This is a genomic window from Pseudoalteromonas sp. SG41-1 (assembly GCF_014164575.1).
Taxonomy (GTDB): domain Bacteria; phylum Pseudomonadota; class Gammaproteobacteria; order Enterobacterales; family Alteromonadaceae; genus Pseudoalteromonas; species Pseudoalteromonas rhizosphaerae.
The window spans coordinates 158,376-176,118 of the sequence record NZ_JACJFL010000002.1; the positions used below are offsets into that span (position 1 = coordinate 158,376).

The window sequence follows — 17,743 nt, forward strand, 5'->3', positions numbered from 1 at the left end:
TTTAGCGCCAATTACAATGCTGGTGAGCATAGGGATTAAAAGGTACAATTTGAAACAATGCTTTTTTGTTTAAGATACAATTATGAATGGTATATCTCGGCTTGATATAAAACAATTACGAATATTGAGTGCATTACTTAAACTAAAAAATGTGTCGGATGTGGCGCGCAAAATGGGCTTAACCCAGCAGGCTATTAGTGAGCAGCTGCGAAAATTGCGAGACTTATTTGACGATCGGCTTTTTATTCGCCAAGGCAATACAATGGTTGCAACACCTAAAGCAATTGCACTAGAGAAGCCCGTTAATCAAATATTAACTCAGGTAGAAGCGTTATTAATACCTAAACAATTTACCCCAAGTAGCTACAAGGGCGTATTTACAATAAGTGCGACTGATTACGCTATAGCAGCTCTTTTGCCACAATTATTAGAAATAACAAGACGCGAAGCGCCAGGATTAAAGCTGATTATTCGTGACTTTGCCTCTGATAATGTTAATCAATTAATAAGTGCAGGAGAGCTGGATTTATTAATTAGTTTTCCTGAATTTATCCCTGCAAACTTAATCTATGACACATTATTTGAAGAACAACATATTTGTATTGCAGGGAAAGACACGGTGTTTTCTTCATCGACATTGAATCTTGCTGAAGTGGCGGCACACCCTCAATTAGTGGTTTCGGCGTCCCGCGCTAACTTACGAGGCTCTCACGACCAATGGTTTGCTGATAAGGGCTATGCGCGCAATATTGTTATGTCAGTGCCTGGCTTTTCATTTGTCCCCGATTTGCTTTGCAGTACTGACTTAATTGCTTTTTACCCATCGCGTTTACTGCCAAACGCCAAAGTGAAACAGCTTGAAGTTGAATTATTACCACCGCCATTTAAGGTGATTGCTGCATGGCATCCACGTTCAAATAACAGCGATATTCACCAGTGGTTAATAGCGCAATTAAAACGGATTTAGTGACTATTTAATTAGTTGACGAATATCGTTCCCTGTTGGTGCCTCATGGGCACGTAACGAAAAGGCGGGTAATATCGCTAATATATGGTCAAATATATCTGACTGAATATTTTCATACTCACCCCAATTAGTTGTATTGGTAAATGCATAAATCTCAATGGGTAAGCCATTTTTAGTTGGCTCTAGCTGCCTTACCATCAGTGTCATTCCCTGATGAATATGTGGGTGATGTTTTAATAGCGCGACTAAATAATGACGAAATGTGCCAACATTAGTGAGCCGGCGACCATTTAACGTACAGCTCATATCTATTTTTTTCGTGGTATTTTGCTCGTTAATAGCCGGTAGGGTAATTTCGAGGTAGTGGCTTAATAAATCTGCTTTTTTCAGCGCGGTGATCTCTTGCTCATCTAAAAAGCGCACACTGCTCATTTCTATGTGAATACTCCGTTTTATGCGCCTGCCACCGGATTCTGACATACCGCGCCAGTTTTTAAATGAGTCAGAAATTAGCGCATAAGTTGGGATAGTGGTAATAGTTTTATCCCAATTTCTTACTTTAACTGTGGTCAAGGCTATATCAATCACATCGCCATCTGCGCCGTATTTGGGCATTTCTAACCAATCACCAACCGCAAGCATATTGTTTGCTGAGAGCTGAATACCGGCCACCAGCCCTAAAATAGCGTCTTTAAACACCAGTAGCAGTACAGCCGATAGCGCACCTAAACCACTGAGTAATATTAACGGGGATTTATTCATTAATAATGAAATCGCTAAAATACCGGTTAATACGCTGGCGATCAGTTTAATTGTTTGTAAAAAACCACGTAATGGAAAGTGAGCTGCAATGGGTTGTCTATCAGATATCGCTTGAAAAATATTGAGCAAAGAGAACAGCGAAAGTAGTGCAAATAAAATGATCCACTGATCAGTAAACATCTCAATGATATGTAAAAAAGCCGTTCCTTCGGGAACCCAGAGCCTTGCTTGTATAACAACCACAGCACCTTGTAAAACAAAGGAAATATTACGTGTTAATTTAAGCGCTAAGTCGGCAGGCGTGTGGGTATCGGTTTGAACAACTTTATCACTAAAGCGGCCTTTAAGTAGTCGTTTTGAAACTGACCTTAAGATGAGGTGCAATATGAGCGCAAATAAGCCAACCCAGCACAGTACTAATATGTTGTACCATAAATGCGCACTCCCAGGAAAATAAAGACTAAACCATTGCAGTAAAAATTCTCGCAGCTGCGATCGTATTTCAGTCATTTATATTCCCAAGAGATTTATTTGCGTGAGTTTCATCTATTTAATGAAATCTAGTTAAGCAGATGGGGCGAGAAAAGTCTATTTAAGCCGCGCTTAAATAGACGTTTTAAAAATAATATTTATATTTTATTTTCAGCAAGTTGCAGAGTTAACTCCTCAAAAATACTCGGATCGTCAATGGTTGATGGAATTTGTAGTTCTTCACCATCAATAAGTTGACGTAAGTTTTTGCGTAAAATTTTACCTGAGCGTGTTTTTGGTAAGCGCTCTACACACATAATATTTTTAAGACACGCAATAGCGCCGATTTGATTACGCACGGTTTGCACCAATTGCTGCTCTACTTCTTTATGCGAGCCATGAAAATCATTTTTTAACACTACCATGGCCATGGGGTTTTGACCCTTGAGCACATCATTAACACCAAATACGGCACATTCAGCAACCGCGGGATGAGCGGCTACAATTTCTTCCATTTCACCGGTTGATAAACGATGCCCCGCGACATTAATCACATCATCGGTGCGGCCCATAATAAATAGGTAGCCATCATCATCAATATAACCGCCGTCGCCAGAAAGATAATAGCCTTCATATTCACTTAAATAACCGGCTTTAAAGCGTTCGGTATTTTGCCAAATAGTGGGTAAACATCCTGGCGGTAAAGGCAGTTTAATAACGACTGCACCTTGTTCATTGGGGGCGCATTCGTCACCATTCATATCTAAAATACGTACGTCAAACCCAGGAGTCGCAACCGTTGAACTGCCTGCTTTTGTAGGTAGGTGCTCAATGCCGACAGGATTACAGGCTATCGCCCAACCAGTTTCGGTTTGCCACCAATGATCAAGCACAGGTAGGCCTGTTTTTTCTTTGAGCCAATCGTAGGTGGGGGGATCTAAGCGCTCGCCTGCTAAAAACAAGCGTTTCAGACTTGAAGTATCGTATTGTTTAAACCCATCGGCATTGGGATCTTCTTTTTTTATCGCTCTGAAGGCTGTCGGTGCGCTAAATAAAGCCGTTACTTTATACTGTTCAACCACTCGCCAAAATGCACTGGCATCTGGGGTTCTAACCGGTTTACCTTCAAATAAAACAGTGGCGCAGCGGTACATAAGCGGGGCATACACTATGTACGAATGGCCTACAACCCAACCAATATCTGAAGCGGCCCAAAACACGTCACCAGGTTTCATACCGTATACATTTTCCATGCTGTAATGCATGGCCACGGCATGGCCGCCATTTTCACGAACAACCCCCTTGGGAGTACCCGTTGTGCCTGACGTGTATAAAATATAAAGCGGGTGATCGCCACTTACCGGAACAGGATCAACACCAGTAGCTGTTTGCATTGCAACAGCCCAGTCAATATCACGCTCAGGCATAAGTGGTGCAGTTACTTGCTCACGCTGATAAATAATACAATGTTCTACTTTATACGAGGCTGATTCGAGGGCGTTATCAAGTAACTCTTTGTATTCAATTACGGTATTCACTTCTACACCGCAAGAAGCACTGAGTACTAACTTAGGCTTGGCGTCATCAATTCTTACGGCAAGCTCATGCGCTGCAAACCCGCCAAATACGACCGAATGAATAGCGCCGATGCGGGCGCAGGCTAACATACCAATTACGGCCTCGGGGATCATGGGCATATAAATAACCACGCGGTCGCCTTTTGTTACGCCTAAAGACTGCATTAATCCTGCGAATTTAGCGACTTCTTGTTGCAGTTCAAAGTAACTGTAGCTGCGCGCGGTATTGGTTACGGGTGAGTCATAAATTAACGCTGTTTCATCGCCATGGCCGGCAATAACATGCTGATCTACGGCTAAAAAGCAGCTATTAAGTTGGCCATCGGCATACCAGTGATATAAACCGTTTTCATCTTGTGTGTAAGCTGTTTCGGGAGCCTGGTACCAAGGGAGGCGTTTACTTTGCGATAACCAAAACGCTGCCGGGTTTTGTTTAAACTCGTTGTAATGTTGTTTGTATTCACCTGACATAAAGGCTCCTGAGCAAAATTTAATATAACTTTATTTAGGGTCTGTTGACCTTTGCACATTAAAGCTTGAAAGATCAACAGACCTTAAAACTAAGCGCTTTTTATCAGGAGTGATATTCGACTATGGTCGGTTAAATAATAAACGGATTGTGTGGTTTTTAGCTAACGCTATGGTTTATAACGAACTAACGACTAGTTTGATGATTTAAATGAGGTAACATATAAAAATGATGAACTATTTAATGTGGTAATAATGAGTCAAGTTGTCAGAGTAGGCGTTGCAGTGATAGTAATGCATGATAATAAAATTTTACTCGGTGAACGGTTAGGCGCACATGGTGCAAATACCTGGGCAACCCCTGGGGGGCATTTAGAATTTGGTGAAACGGTTGAGCAATGTGCAGTGCGCGAAGTAGCAGAAGAGACAGGGCTTACTGTTACTAATATTCGTAAACTCGATTTTACCAACGATATTTTTAGCGCCGAGAACAAGCATTATATTACTTTATATGTGCAGGCAAAGTATGAAGGCGGCGAGCCTGTAATTAAAGAGCCTAATAAATGTTTACAGTGGCGTTGGTGCGATATTAATAACTTACCTTCACCTTTATTTACTTCATTAAAAAATTACTTAACACAGGGTGTTTTACCTACTCGATACTAAAGGCGCGTTGGAATAGGGAGTTGCCATTTATTTAAAATTTGTTGGTATTCAGCGCTTTCTTTTATCGCGTTTAATCTATCAGTAATAATTTTCGCTGTTTGCGGGTTAAGCTGCTTACTTGCTGCAAAGTGAAGAGAAGAAGGTAGCTCATCTAAATGTATACGCTTAGTAATTAAGCTTGGGTCGAGCCCTGTTCGCTTTAACTCGTTTTCAAGTGTGAGGGTGTTAGTCACCACAAAATCGATACGATTTTTATACAGCATTTTCCATAGCTGCTGGTAGTAACTCACTAAGACTAGATTCTCATTTTCAGTAAAGCCTTGAGCTTCTAGATAAGCCTGTGCAGAATAACCGCGAATAGTGGCTACTTTGTATTTTTTGGCAAAGTTTAAGTGAATCACTTCATCGTTATGACTACGTAAACTTACTAGGTATGCATCTGCAAAATACACTTTCCCCAGCCACTTAAACTGGCTATTTCTGTTTGGAGTTTTTAACAGTGACAGCATGATTGCATTAGGATTGGCTTGTTGTTGTGGAAACATACGCGCCATCGGCATTATTTCAAATTTTGCAGTTAAAGCCGTACCTTTTAATACTGCTTTAGCGATATCTACTAAGGCGCCCTGCGTTTCACCTTGAGGGTTTATAAAATGATAAGGCGGTAAATCTTCAGCGATGAAGGTAACCGGGTTTGCGTGACAGACCGCACTATAAAAAACCAATACAAAAACAGCTAACACCAAGCGCATAAATAATTGTCTTTAAAGCAACACCATAAGGTTAGTGTAAAGAAAGTTAGTAAGAAGGTATACGACAAATGTATGTTTTGAGTAAGCAAAGTGTTTAATTATTGTTTTTTATGAATTGGCGAGGTGAGCAATGATACCAGCGCCTAAAGGCACGATTAAAAGAGCTTTGATCATTAAACCCCAACATAGTTGCAATACTGCTGAGCGAATAATGAGGAATATAAGTTAACAAACGGCGTTTTTGCTCTTGCTCAAGAAGATCACCAAAATTGGTGTTTTCTTGCTTTAGGTGGCGTTGCACTGTGCGCGGGGTCATATTTAAAGCACTAGCCGTTCTGATCAGTGAGCAGTCCTGCAAATCGTATTTAGCCATTAAAATATGATTAATTTTTTCTGTTAATAATTGCTGACTTTTAAACTGGGATAGCTGTTGCTCTGACATTTGCTTAAGTACAGCGTTAATCTGGGAGTTATCGGTTTTAAAAGGCAGGGTTAAGTAACTACTTGGAAACTCTACTTGATTAAAGTTAGCGCCAGCTTTTACTGGGCAATTAAACCATTGCGCTAATTGTTGCAACTCACTATCTGAAAAACGTGCTGTAAAATAAACGCAACTAGGCGAAAGCTGAGGATTAAGTAGTTGGCGTATAACACTTACCCACGCGGTCATATTTCGTAATACGGCCTGTGGGCTGCACTGTGGGTCTGCTAACCAGGTTACCTTGCAAAGTGTTCGTTGCTGTTCAAACTCAGCACGCCCTATGTTGGCCACTAAACTGTCGTAACTCAGTAATGCAGTAATGGCACTGGCTAGATTAGTACTCGATTCAATTAAATACCCAAGTACACCAAAATCAGCGGTACGTATTTGTTTTCCTAACTCAAACCCAAATAAGGAGTCGTTTAGCGTTTGCTGTGCATAACTAAGCAGCGCATTGTAGCTTTTTAAGCTAATACGTGGTGCTAATTGTTGTGTTTGCTTATTTGTATATTCATCAAATTCAATGGTAGTTAGTATCTCTTGGCTATCTAATTTTTTGCTTTGAAGATAATCCAAACAGCTAGAAAAGTAATGATCGGCTAAGGTTTTCATTTGTCGCCTAAAGCTAAAAAATAGTCATCTAATCGCAAGTTTGCCATGCAATATTTTTATATGCTAGAGATCTATAAAAATAATAGGGGGCACACAATGATTGAGATAAATGTTAAAAATAGTGTGGCAGCAACGCCTGAACAATTACGCACCTTATTATTAGCGCATGCTGATTTGGGGCGCTTTTTTAATGCGCAGTTTAAAGTGTTAACACCGCAAGACTCGGGTGAAATAAGTGGCGGAAAAGGCACTATTAGACAAATAAAAATGCGAGGTACAACATTTAAAGAGCAAATAATAACGGCCGATAATAGCCACATTAGTTACCGTATTTTAGGGGATAAACCCGTTGCACAGCACCGTGGTGATATTTACTTAAAAGCCAATAATGCTCAGCCATCACTCACCGAGATCAGCTACCATATTCGTTGCATTGCGCCTTTGTGGTTACCCAATTTTATACTGGCTTTTTTTATAAAAAAAGATGTTAGCCAAGCACTTAAAAAAATAGCCAGCTATTTTCAGGAGAAACGCCATGAGCATTGAAATTATTTTATTGGCACTGAGCCCTATTTTTTTGCTGTTTGTAGGGTTTGAGTTTATAAAATTTAGACGTTACTACGATATAAAAGACAGCTTAGCCAACGCGTTACTTGCTTTATTACATCAAGGAGCTGATGCCATTGCGTTATTATTATTAATGCCGTTTTTTTATTGGCTGTATCAGTTTCGACTATTTGATATTGAATTGACAGTATTTACTGTATTAGGCGCTTTTTTACTGCAAGACTTTTTATACTATTGGTTTCATCGTGCATCACACCATATTCATTGGTTATGGGCCGCTCATGTAGTGCATCATAGTTCTACTAAAATGAACTTTACCACGGCATTTAGGCAAAGTTTAATGTATCCGCTGGCGGGAATGTGGCTATTTTGGTTGCCGATGATATTAATAGGCTTTGAGCCTGTGATTGTTTTTGCTGTGGTGGCACTTAATTTGGCTTATCAATTTTTTGTACACACTCAAGTGGTAAAAAAGCTCGGTTGGTTTGAAGCATTATTTAATACCCCATCGCATCATCGGGTGCACCACGCTATAAATAATGGCTACTTAGATAAAAACTTCGCTGGTGTTTTAATTATTTGGGATAAATTATTTGGCACTTACGTCGAAGAAGATGAAAACAAACCCTGTAAATACGGCATTATTGGCCAACTAAACAGTAATAACCCGATCAAAATTACCTTTCATCAGTGGCAGTATTTATTTAAAAGTACCTACAGGGCAAACGGGTTAAAAGCTAAATTAAAAGTAGTATTTGGTTACCCAACAAGCTCTCAAAGTAGTAATAAGTAAGCCTATTTTTTATATAAAAAAGCCAGGAGCAAATAGCATCACTCCTGGCTTATCTCACAGTAAAATTTAATTATTTGGCCGTTGTGATCACTGTATCAATTAAGTGTACAACGCCATTGCTAGTGTAAATATCAGTGGTTGTTACATTGCTGCCAGCTACTTGTAGTGATGTAGCCGGTAAGCTTACTTGCCACCAAATATCGTTCACAGCTTGACCATTACTCTGACCGGCTGCCGTATCACCTGAGAAGGTATATAAAGGGCGGCCAAGGTAAGCTACTTGCATGCTGTCATCTGAGCGAGCAATCAAGGATAAACCCGGAATATTTTCGATAGACGCCGCAGTGCCTAACACGGGTGGCCACGTTGTTGCACAAGTTGCTTCACATACGCTCATTGCTTCACCTAAGTCGTTATCAAATACATACACCGTTTTACCTGGCATTGCATCGGCCATACCCGTTACTAAACGATTATTAGTTGCATCATAGGCTACGCTGTCTGTTGCTGTATTTTCGGTACTGGTAAAATCTACCACGTTTACGCTTAGCATATTCTCAGCAAGTGTAGTGACCATTTTACCGTTAGCAGCAAACGCATCAGTACTACCTACTTGGGCAGCTAATACATGTTGAGTAAGTACGCCAGTAAGTGCAGTAGTGTCAGCTAATAAAGCATTTAAATCAGCGGTAGGAATTTTACTAAATGCCGCATTTGTTGGTGCGAATACCGTAAACGATTTAGTGGTATCGTTAAACGTATCCACTAACCCTGCTGCTTGCAGTGCAGTTACTAGTGTAGATAATGCAGATGTTTCTGTGGCAACTGTTGCAATAGTTTTGGTCGGTGTGCCTACTTCAGCGGGTGGCATAATCACTTTGTTTAATACATGAATAACGCCGTTGTCAGCAGTTACATTCGCTGTAGTTACCGCCGCATCATTAATAAACAGTGAGCTGTCTACATACGATAAAGCAGCCATATCACCATTTGCCAATTCAACTTTGTTGTTCTCGCTGTTTGCAATGGTGGCTGCTGCATCAGATAGTACATTTGCATCTGCTACTACATGGTAAAGTAAAATATCACGAAGCGTGTCGGTATCTGCCAATAAAGCGTCAATAGTGTCTTGACCAAGGGCAGCAAATGCTGCGTCAGTAGGTGCAAATACCGTGAATGTGCTGGTTGGATCGCTAACCAATGCGTCTAAACCTGTTGCTGAGAGTGCAGCGAGTAATGTAGTAAAGCTGCCATTTTCACTTGCAACATCCGCAATTGTGCCAAAACTCTCTGGTAGGGCAACGTCAGCAACAATCACAGAGTCAATTACGTGAACAATGCCATTAGTTGTTTTTATATCAGTTATTACCACATTAGCGCCGCCAAACATCAAGATGTTGGTGTCTGCGTTAATTGAAATAGGTAAAGTATTACCAAGCAGTGTTTCAGCTGATTGACCGTTTAGAGACATTGCGGTTACTGAATCAATAGAGCCAGTTAACACATGTTGTTTTAGAATATTGCCGAGTACATCTGGATTAGCTAATAGGGTGTTTATCATTTTGCTACCAACAGCTTCAAATGCAGCGTCTGTTGGGGCAAATACAGTATACTCCTTTGAATTATCCGACAATGCAGCTGTTAAACCCGCAACATCAAGCGCTGTGAGTAACGTACTAAAATTACCAGCTTGTTGCGCTGTTTCAACAATATTTTTCGTTGGCGCAGTTTCAGAAACTTCTTTAGGCATTAAAACAGCATCAATGACGTGGATAATACCGTTATCAGTTTCAATATCAGTCATGGTAACGGTGCTTGTGTTTACTAACAGCGTATCGCCATTTAAAGATAGAGCAATATTTTGACCATTGACAGTTGCAACCGTTGTGCCTGCGAGGCTAATTGCTGTTTGTGCATCAACACTACCTGATAAAACATGATAAGTTAATATTGAACTAAGCTTGTCAGTATCAGCTAATAAAGCGTTGATTTTGTCTTCACCTAGTAATGCAAAAGCCGCATCGGTGGGAGCAAATACTGTGTAACTATTCGTTGTATCATCAAGAGTCTCGTCAAGACCTGTTGCTTCTAAAGCTGCAACGAGTGTAGTGAAATCATCAGAACTTTGTGCAGCATCAAAAATGGTAGTAATTGGTTGTGGGTCAGTACTTACAGGTACGTTATCATCGTCATTACAGCCTTGGATCAGTAACAAGGGAAGTATGACTGCGCATAGCTTAAATACTTTATTCATAATTTTTCCTTTGATTGAATGTTACAGTGTTATAGCTGTGTGAACATTACGTAAGGGAAGCTATAACTGATCAAAAAAAGGCCTGTTATTTTTTGTTTTGGGATATCGTTAAGATTTTATTAGACTATTTAGAAAAAATTCAGGTTACTAAGGATTTGGCGCCCCTAATAAAAATAAATACGCTGCAGATATACACGGATGAAGAATACACACATTCCTAAAGCGCCAGTAAAGTCATCAACACTGTGCTCGATGTAATAACCATAAAATATGATGACAGAGCTTGCAAGAAAGCCAATGGCAAAGCTGTCGGCTAGGCGTATATTGATAAATAAGTATTGCTACTATGACTCTTCGGGAATGACATAAACTAGACAATAAGGCCTATCAAAGCTGCTGATACCATGATAGGAATTAATAATTTTGGATTGACGAATTTTAATAATAAAAATTTACTTTTAGCGCGCACATCACAAACCATAGCTCTCGCATTTAATAGCACAAAACAGATGTTGTTAATGTTATATAAATTGCAATTTATGTATAATGCAGCATATTTCATATGTTAAAAGTTATTAATGAAGGTAATTTATGTCCAACTGTTTGCACTTGGCAATACCGGCAGGTGATCTCGAAAAAGCGAAAACATTTTATTGTGACGTACTTGGCTGTAAAACGGGCAATAGTGAAGCAGGGCGATGGGTAGACATTGATTTTTGGGGTAACGAGTTAACGCTTCACCAAAGCGAAGAGCGCTTACCAACGGTACGTCATGATGTTGATATGGGCGCGGTGGCAGTCCCTCACTTTGGCATTCATCTATCAGAAGATCAATTTCAAGCTTTAAAAACGCGCATTGCGGCTGCTGGTCTCGAATATTTAGATAAACCATACCGTCGTTTTGTTGGCAATGAATTTGAACAAGAGACGTTTTTTATTGAAGATCCAAACGGCAATGTTTTAGAAATGAAAACTATGGTAAACCCAGAAGTCTTATTCAAAAAAGACGAGTAATGATTATGCGCCTAAACGATTACTTTAGGCGTTTTCTCTTGTGTAGGTTTGCTTAGCCTGCGCTTTTCGTAATGACTTTTTTTGATACATTGCTTCATCACCGGCTTTTAAAACCTCATCTAAATTTTTAGGCGCTTCGCTATAGTTTATTTGCCCTACGCTTGCGTAAATAGCGATGGTGTTGCCTTGGTGCTCTAAGCTAAGCGCATTTAACTTTTGTTCAAGAGTCGCAACTCGTTGGTTAATTTTATCTTTGCTGGTAAATAATGCCATAGCCACAAACTCATCCCCGCCTAAGCGTCCAACCGCATCTTCACTGCGCATATGGTTATTAATCAATTGCGCTACTTTGCTTAACACTTTATCGCCAACATCATGGCCATAACTATCATTTATTACTTTAAAGCGGTCTAAGTCTATATATAAAAAACACAGGATACCGCCTTGTTGAGCATGTTGAGTTAATAAGTCGTTTGCTTTTAAGCTCCAACCGCGACGATTATGTATATGACAAAGGGGGTCGTAATTAGCGTGTCGTTCAGCCTGTTTTTTTGCATAACTGAGTCTTTGTAAGCGCTTGGCCACGGCGATGGCCAGTAGTAATGACTCAAGAGTAAAAGCAATCACAAACCCATAACGTTAAATAAAAGGGCTGTATTCGGTGAGTAATATTCTAAAAGTCATGCTAATAAATACACAGCTTAAGGCTATAAAAACTAAGCCTGCCTCATTCACACCTTGCTTAGCTTGCACGGCTGAGAGTATAAAAATACTCATTACAATCAATAATGACAAGTAGCCTGTAATCGCTGAGGTGAGATTAGCAATAGCGGGTAAATCTAAAGCTACTCTTTGTAAGCACAAGGTAAGTACACACAAAGCGGCAATTTTTAATAAGTGACTCACTTTTGGCCAATATTGCGGCAATGCTAATATTGCGCACATAAACCAAGTCGCACTCACAACAGTTAAACCAATACTTAATGAATAAAGGTTTCTGATAAGCTCGGAAAACTGATTTTGAGCAAATAAATAGGGTTGACCTTCTTGTAAAAAGATAAAGCTAGCAATACAAAAAAGGTATGCACCATACTGTTTGAAAATAGCATCTTTAATACCATAACCTATTATTAGTACATAAAAAATAAGTGTGGCACACAAGCCATAAAACACTCCGAAAATTAAATTATATAACTGAACTCTTTCAATAAACTGCTGTGTATTTAACCACGTAAAGCGAGGGGTGTAGCTATTTGTTACTGTTACAGTGAGCTGTGCGTGAAAGCTGCCTTGTTCCATCAAAATAGCCATTTGATTTGTTTTTAAGGGAGCTTTTAATGCGCCATCTTGTTGCCACGAAAAGCTCTTAAGTGCAGGGCGAGTAAAAGTGAATACACCACTTTGACTTAGTGTACATACTAATTCAAATTGGTTAACCCCTTTTACTAGTCTTATGTCTGATGCAACACTTTGCAATAACGGGGTTGATACATTGTTTGCAATAGCTGTTAAATAACAGTTATCTTCAGCGAAAGCTGCGCCGCTCAATAGCAGAGTAATAAAAGCCAATATGATACCGTTGAACCTGAGGAAGCGGGAGCTTGGGAAGAGGAAGCTATTCCTTATTTTCACGGTAGTATTGCGCATAAGTGAGACATAAAAATAATAATTACCTCATACTAGCAAAGCTAGTTTGCTTTACTAGTAAATATTGATAAGAAATAGTGACCTAGGCTGCAGTTAGTTGAACTTCGACTGGCTTCGGGTTAAGTTGTTCTGATAAGTTATTGCTTTAAAATAAACTGGTAGTTTTTTACTTGCTTGAGATCGGGGGGTTGATCACCCTTGGTGGATCTAAAGTAATTGATCGCATTAAAAAGGATTTTCATGAAAATAAAAACAACAATAGTTAATCGTACTTTATTATGCGCTTTATTAATTGCGCCTACCTTAAGTGTAGCTGAATTACCGGTTTCTCCTCAAACCCCAGGGCAATGGCGCAGTGTTAGTGAGCGTGATATTGAAGCCGCTTACGGCATATCGGTACAAAACCACCCTGGTATGTTTGATGTTAACAACCCAGCCTTTCCTGAACTATTAAAGCAAGCAAAAGCAGAGGCACTTGCACTATCAACTCAGGCCAGTGGTGCACAAGCTCATGTTGCGGCTATAGCGCGCTTTAGTACTATTTTACAAGATGGCCATGCAGGGGCTTTTTCAAGCGTTGAACGATCTGCTCGTCGTTGGCCTGGTTTTAGTGCCGTTTGGCGGGGTGATGCATTAAAAGTGTATTACAGTGAAACAGATAATATAAATAAAGGTGATGTGATAAGTGGTTGCGATGGGCAAAGTACCGAGACTTTAATGCGAAAAAGAGTGTTTAAATTTCATGGACAGGTTACACAACCTGGGCATTGGTGGCAGCAAGGTTGGCGGTTACTAATTGATGATGGTAACCCATTTTTAACACCTCTAAAAGAATGTCAATTTATTAAAGCTAATGGGCAAGCTTACAGTAAAACCCTTGATTGGTCTGTTCGGCCAAAGAGTGTAAGTAAGCATTTAACACATGCCTATAATGGGGATGAGCTTACAACCGATTTAACTTGGCCTGCGCAAAACATAGCGTGGATTGCTATGCCCAGTTTTGCAAATAACGATAAGCAAACTCATGATTACAACAACCTGTATAAAAAAGTGACTGAACAACGTACTAAGTTACTCAGTGCAAAAACGGTGGTTTTAGATCTTCGTCATAACCAAGGTGGCTCGTCTTATTGGAGCTTAAAGCTTGCAAAAGTGTTGTGGGGTGAGCAAGTTGTTGAACAAAAAATGGATAACTACTCAAAAAATAGCCGGGTTTGGTGGAGAGCGTCAAAAGATAATACTAACTATGTTAAATCGTTAATTGAAGTGGTGAAAGATCAACCTGAAGTCCATAAAGAGATTAAAGAAATAGCTGCAGGTATGGCAAAGTCACTTGAAAACAATAAGCCATTTTATATAGAAGCAAAGCAAAGCAAATCAAATCAAAGCGAAAATACATCGCTAGTGAGTGACTTTAAAACACAGGTTTTTGTTATTGTGCCGCCACAGTGTGCAAGTGCCTGTCTTGACGCCATTGATGTATTTAAGCAGTTTTCAAACACTCAGTTATTTGGCGCGCCAAGCAGTGCTGACTCATTGTATATGGATGTTCGACTAGCCGAGTTACCCTCAGGGTTAGGTAAAGTTATTATCCCTAATAAAGTGTATGTTGATAGAGCAAGAGGAAAGGGCGATTACTATAAGCCCGATATTGCCTATAACGATATTGATTGGACAACCGATAAGCTATTAGAAAAAATTAAACAGTTATAAAAAAAGCCGCTCAATGAGCGGCTGGAATGTTTAATTACTTAGGTTTATTAAAAGGTATAGCGTGCACCAATTGCGTAGCGTGGACCATACTGGCGAGCAAATAAGAACTGCTCTTCGTAACGGCCATAGCCTTGCTCGGTTTCATTATTGAGGTTTATACCTTCAAAGAATACCGTCACATTCTCGTTAACGTCATAATTTACGCTCATATCCCACTGGCCATATGTTTTAGCATATTGTGGTGGTGCATCAGCAGAACCTTGTGCTTGGCCTACACCAATAAGGTATGAATCGCGCCATGCGTAAGTCAGTTTTACTGATAAGCCATCTTTTTCGTAAAACGCTTGGAAGTTAGCTGAATCACTTAAGCCCGTTAACGGAGCTTGTTGGTCTAAGCTGTCTGTATCAAATTCAACATCTCCGTCGACAAATGTAGCATTAACACCGACACCAAAGCCTGTTTCGCCAATTAAGTGCTGTACTGCCACTTCAAAACCATCGACTGATTTGCTATCGGTATTTTGTGGTTGGCTAATGTTCCAAGTAATAAGCGGATCGTTACTATTTGGTTCAATTTGACCATTGACATTACCATCACCATTAGCAAGCATTTGTGCAAAAATGGCATCGGTTGTTGCTTGCTCACCACGTGCCTCAATATCACTCACAGCTTGTAAATAGCGCGGGCCATTTAAAATATCATATAAGCCTTCAATGGTTGTTGGGGTAATGGTGGTTTGAATAAAGTTATCAACGTCCTTTTTAAAGTAACCTACAGATGCATAACTGCCTTCTGCGTAGTAATACTCTAAAGATAAATCAAGATTTGTTGATTCAAACGGTAATAGCCCCGTGTTACCTTGACTACCTACGCGTGATCCCGGTTTTGGACTGCCTGTTAGTGAACGACCGCCAGCTAAATCGCCCAAAGGTGCACGCGACATTGTTTTGCCCCACGATACGCGAGCAACCACGTCATCAGTTAGGTCAACACTTAAGTCAATTGATGGCAGTAAAATATCATAACTGCCTTCTTGCACTAAGAAGTTATCATCGCCACCTGCTGAATATTGAGTGATCCACTCTGAAGCGCTTATCCAATTAACTTGTTGTTCAACACGCTGACGAACAGAGCTGGTTACATCGGTTTCTTCGTAGCGAAGACCTGCGTTTACTTTAACGTAGTAATTACTAACGTCAAACTCCCAACGTGATTGAACATAAATACTGTTGGTAATTTCCTCAACCGAGCTTTGACTGTCAATGCCATCAAGATAGGCATTAGGTGCATAAGCATCGCCGCCTGTTACATCAGCGGTTAAGTATGCCATTTGTCTTGCTACGGCTTCGTCAAAATCATAGCTGTAGTAATAGTTTGGTTGTAAATTGCTACCGCCACCGGCAAATTGATCTAATAATCCTGAGGTATCATGAAGTGTAAACATACCATCTGGGAAAATTTCAGTGTAAGAAGGGTTAAAACCAGGGCCACCAACTAAGCCACTCCATGCCTCATAACCACCAGTGTTTTGCTCTGTGCGCGAACCACCAAACTTAACTTCAATTAAACCGATGTCAAAACTTTCATTTATCCAACTTGCATGTAGTTGAAGTTGTTCAATATTTGATTCCCCCGGTGAATGAATAAACTGGCTAAAGTTTGAATCAATCTCACCTGGGCTTAATACATTCGTGCCGTTTTTCCAATTAACTTGCGTATGCGGAACTTCGCCAGTGCGGTAATCATAAATTTTATTAACAAGCTGATCAGAACCTAAAATAACTTGCCCATCACTACCTAGACCTTTGTCTGCGCCATTGTCGGTTTCGTTTTTAGAATCATGGTAGTCAAGCTCAATTTTCCATGTATCATTAATTTGCCAATCTAAATTTAAACCGATAGAACGAGCTTTTACTTCAGTGGTGTTTTTACTCGAGGTAAATGACGCATCGTTACCACTTATATCTGCATAAATAGCGGTGCCATTTTCATCTAGCTCGTAACCGTTAATATTACTGCCAAAGTCGTTCCAAATACCCCAGCCGAGAGTTTTTGACCCTGTTGTAGCCTCACTTGCTGTGTAATCAAGGGTGGCCACAAAATTATCAGTGGGTGCAAATTGCAGTGTTACTTGCCCATTGGTACGCTCACGTTGTAAATCTTCAATAGCGTAGTTCATGTCTTTTGCAAAAAAATGATTACCTACGCGATTACCGTCTGCATCAACTGGGCGAGCATCAATAAATTTATCTTCTGAAAGAGTCGGTAAATCTACATTAGCTTGCCAACCTTGAATATTAGCACTTTGTTTTTGAAAGTCGCGCTGTTGATGCGAGAATGAAAAGCCAATACCAAACATTTCATCATTAAAGGTATTGCTGTAAATAGCTGATATTTCAGGTGTTACATCGCTACCAACTTCATTTGATGAGTCATGAATTGCTTTTGCTGTTGCTGAAAAGTGCTGCCCAGGTCTTTGCAGAGGGCGCGATGTTGAAATATTAACTGTCGCACCTAAACCACCGCTAGGCACATCAGCACGGGCAGTTTTAAATACTTCTAAGGCACTTACACCTTCTGAGGCGATGTTTTCAAGATTATACGAACGAGAGTTACCCGTTCCAGGCATTTGGCGACCGTTAAGTGTTACCAAATTAAATGAAGGGCCAAAACCACGGACTGTAATTTGGCTACCTTCGCCGTTTGCACGACTCACCGATACACCCGTAATGCGTTGTAGTGATTCAGCTAAGTTGGTATCTGGGAATTTCCCCATTTCTTCGGCAGAAATTGCATCGACTACCCCAGATGCATCGCGTTTCATGTCCATAGAGCGGATCAGTGAACCACGTATACCTTTAATTTGTATTACTTCGATTTCAGGTTCGGCAGTACTTTCTTGCGCAGCGTTAGCGAAGTTAAATGTGCTTGCAGCGATGATAAGTGACACAGAAGCCGCTATTTGGCTTTTTTTAAACTTATTTGTGTTCATAATTGC

At 40.1% G+C, this 17,743-nt stretch carries 14 protein-coding genes; 6 read left to right on the top strand and 8 right to left on the bottom strand.

Going from position 1 to position 17,743, the window contains the following annotated elements:
* Positions 1-82 precede the first annotated feature (82 nt).
* Positions 83-967, top strand: a complete 885-nt coding sequence (locus H5203_RS02265; protein WP_149979999.1) for a LysR family transcriptional regulator — start codon at positions 83-85, stop codon at positions 965-967.
* Positions 968-970: 3 nt separating this feature from the next.
* Here the strand turns inward: H5203_RS02265 and H5203_RS02270 are convergent, their stop codons facing one another.
* Together H5203_RS02270 and H5203_RS02275 are read right to left on the bottom strand one after the other, a co-directional pair.
* A complete protein-coding gene (locus H5203_RS02270) occupies positions 971-2,239 on the bottom strand; it encodes a mechanosensitive ion channel family protein (protein WP_182739522.1) in 1,269 nt (422 codons plus the stop codon).
* Positions 2,240-2,358: 119 nt separating this feature from the next.
* A complete protein-coding gene (locus tag H5203_RS02275; protein ID WP_182819302.1) occupies positions 2,359-4,248 on the bottom strand; it encodes an AMP-binding protein in 1,890 nt (629 codons plus the stop codon).
* 252 nt (positions 4,249-4,500) lie between these two features.
* Here H5203_RS02275 and H5203_RS02280 point away from each other — a divergent pair, with 252 nt between their 5' ends.
* On the top strand, positions 4,501-4,911 hold the full coding sequence (locus H5203_RS02280) for an NUDIX hydrolase (RefSeq protein ID WP_182819303.1): 411 nt from the start codon (positions 4,501-4,503) through the stop codon (positions 4,909-4,911).
* Here H5203_RS02280 and H5203_RS02285 read toward each other — a convergent pair.
* Together H5203_RS02285 and H5203_RS02290 are read right to left on the bottom strand one after the other, a co-directional pair.
* Entirely contained in the window at positions 4,908-5,663 is a 756-nt protein-coding gene (locus H5203_RS02285; RefSeq protein WP_182819304.1) for an ABC transporter substrate-binding protein, read from the bottom strand. The genes H5203_RS02280 and H5203_RS02285 overlap by 4 nt on opposite strands.
* 94 nt (positions 5,664-5,757) lie before the next feature.
* Positions 5,758-6,756: an AraC family transcriptional regulator gene (locus H5203_RS02290; protein ID WP_182778169.1), complete on the bottom strand. Its 999-nt coding sequence runs from the start codon at positions 6,754-6,756 to the stop codon at positions 5,758-5,760.
* Positions 6,757-6,852: 96 nt separating this feature from the next.
* On the opposite strand from H5203_RS02290, the gene H5203_RS02295 reads away from it, so the two are divergent.
* Positions 6,853-7,302: an SRPBCC family protein gene (locus H5203_RS02295; RefSeq protein ID WP_182819305.1), complete on the top strand. Its 450-nt coding sequence runs from the start codon at positions 6,853-6,855 to the stop codon at positions 7,300-7,302.
* The gene (locus tag H5203_RS02300; RefSeq protein WP_182734009.1) at positions 7,292-8,116 is read left to right on the top strand and encodes a sterol desaturase family protein; all 825 of its coding nucleotides are present in this window, start codon (positions 7,292-7,294) and stop codon (positions 8,114-8,116) included. Before H5203_RS02295 ends, H5203_RS02300 begins: the two co-directional genes overlap by 11 nt.
* A 70-nt stretch (positions 8,117-8,186) precedes the next feature.
* Here the strand turns inward: H5203_RS02300 and H5203_RS02305 are convergent, their stop codons facing one another.
* Entirely contained in the window at positions 8,187-10,370 is a 2,184-nt protein-coding gene (locus tag H5203_RS02305; RefSeq protein ID WP_182819306.1) for a fasciclin domain-containing protein, read from the bottom strand.
* A gap of 591 nt (positions 10,371-10,961) precedes the next feature.
* Between H5203_RS02305 and H5203_RS02310 the strand changes: the two genes are divergently transcribed.
* Positions 10,962-11,384 carry a VOC family protein gene (locus H5203_RS02310; protein ID WP_145234299.1) on the top strand — a complete coding sequence of 141 codons (423 nt, stop codon included), beginning with the start codon at positions 10,962-10,964 and terminating at the stop codon, positions 11,382-11,384.
* A 24-nt stretch (positions 11,385-11,408) separates the two neighbouring features.
* Here the strand turns inward: H5203_RS02310 and H5203_RS22765 are convergent, their stop codons facing one another.
* Positions 11,409-12,011, bottom strand: a complete 603-nt coding sequence (locus H5203_RS22765; protein WP_310736539.1) for a GGDEF domain-containing protein — start codon at positions 12,009-12,011, stop codon at positions 11,409-11,411.
* 12 nt (positions 12,012-12,023) lie between these two features.
* Positions 12,024-12,953 (bottom strand): 7TM-DISM domain-containing protein, encoded by a 930-nt coding sequence (locus H5203_RS22770; RefSeq protein WP_259401893.1) that lies wholly within the window; start codon positions 12,951-12,953, stop codon positions 12,024-12,026.
* Between the two features lie 318 nt (positions 12,954-13,271).
* On the opposite strand from H5203_RS22770, the gene H5203_RS02320 reads away from it, so the two are divergent.
* A complete protein-coding gene (locus H5203_RS02320; RefSeq protein ID WP_182819307.1) occupies positions 13,272-14,744 on the top strand; it encodes a S41 family peptidase in 1,473 nt (490 codons plus the stop codon).
* 47 nt (positions 14,745-14,791) lie between these two features.
* Here the strand turns inward: H5203_RS02320 and H5203_RS02325 are convergent, their stop codons facing one another.
* Complete coding sequence (locus tag H5203_RS02325; RefSeq protein WP_182730915.1) at positions 14,792-17,737, bottom strand: TonB-dependent receptor; 2,946 nt, start codon at positions 17,735-17,737, stop codon at positions 14,792-14,794.
* Positions 17,738-17,743 lie beyond the last annotated feature (6 nt).